General features: G+C 59.3%; 1 protein-coding gene. It reads left to right on the top strand.

The features are described from left to right. The coding region (locus EOA85_RS38420) for a hypothetical protein (RefSeq protein WP_206523482.1) at window positions 1-184 on the top strand (184 nt) is incomplete at its 5' end. Window positions 185-992 lie beyond the last annotated feature (808 nt).

Genomic DNA, 992 nt, shown 5'->3' with positions numbered 1-992 from the left:
CCACTACAATTCAGCTGCTACAAAACTGGAATCCGGCTTCCCCCGCCGCAGCTCGGTGAGCACACTCGAGAAATCTTGTCCCGTTGCTCAGCGCGACCGTGCTCCGATGAAAAACAGTAAATCGCCCGAATTGATCAGTCGCATTCGGCGGCATCACCTATCAGACCGTCCCAAACTGGGCTGAGAAATTCGGGGGCCAGTGAGTTGGCGCCCCGTAAGCGTCCATTCGGTGCGGTATTTCGGGGAACGGAGCCGCGACACTCCCGCAAAGATTCTTCGCGGAAGTGGATTGCAATCTGAACCCAAACCCAGTCCTGAAAGTATCCTGTTATCAAAGGCGTAGTCGGTCGGCTGGACGAGAGCCCGCTGTGCCGGCGCCAGTCGGCAGAGGCAAATGCGGTGCAAGGCCGTGCGGCGAGAGTGTCGACAGCGACGGGCTGGAGATCGTCATCGGCGACGCGACGAACGGGTAGGCAGGGGCTTTGCCCCGGCGCTTCTGCTGGAGGCGATCCGGGCGGTACGTGCGGCACGTCAAGGCGAAGCGCCGAGGTCGGTCGAGCGCGGCCGGATGGACCAATTTCGACGCCTTTATGGGCGCAGGACGGAACGCTCCGCATCACGACAGCCGGCCGATTGGAGAAGCCCGCCATGACCTCCTCTCACAGCAATTTGCAGAAGCTTCAGAACGCCTACCGACTCGACAAATCCCGACAGTAGAGATTGGTTGCCTGGCATTCAGCAGGAATGGCGGACGGGATTCCTCGCGGAAAGCGGCGTTCACGCGTCGTGCAACCGCAAGCGCTGTCTGATGTCTGACTATGTCGGATACGCTACGTAGCAGAGCCAAGTTATCACATTGCTCTGAAACGGTTTTGCCGTTTGGCATGAGGCATGCAAAGCCATCCGCAAACGCGTCACGGACTGAGGAAACATCGTCCCATGCTTACCGCAAATGCCGCCGTCAAAGATGATGCTCGAGGAATGGCTGGCAG

This window comes from Mesorhizobium sp. M5C.F.Ca.IN.020.29.1.1, assembly GCF_003997375.1.
GTDB lineage: Bacteria > Pseudomonadota > Alphaproteobacteria > Rhizobiales > Rhizobiaceae > Mesorhizobium > Mesorhizobium wenxiniae.
The sequence above is the reverse complement of the archived record's forward strand: the minus strand, read 5'-3'. Positions and strand labels throughout refer to the sequence as shown.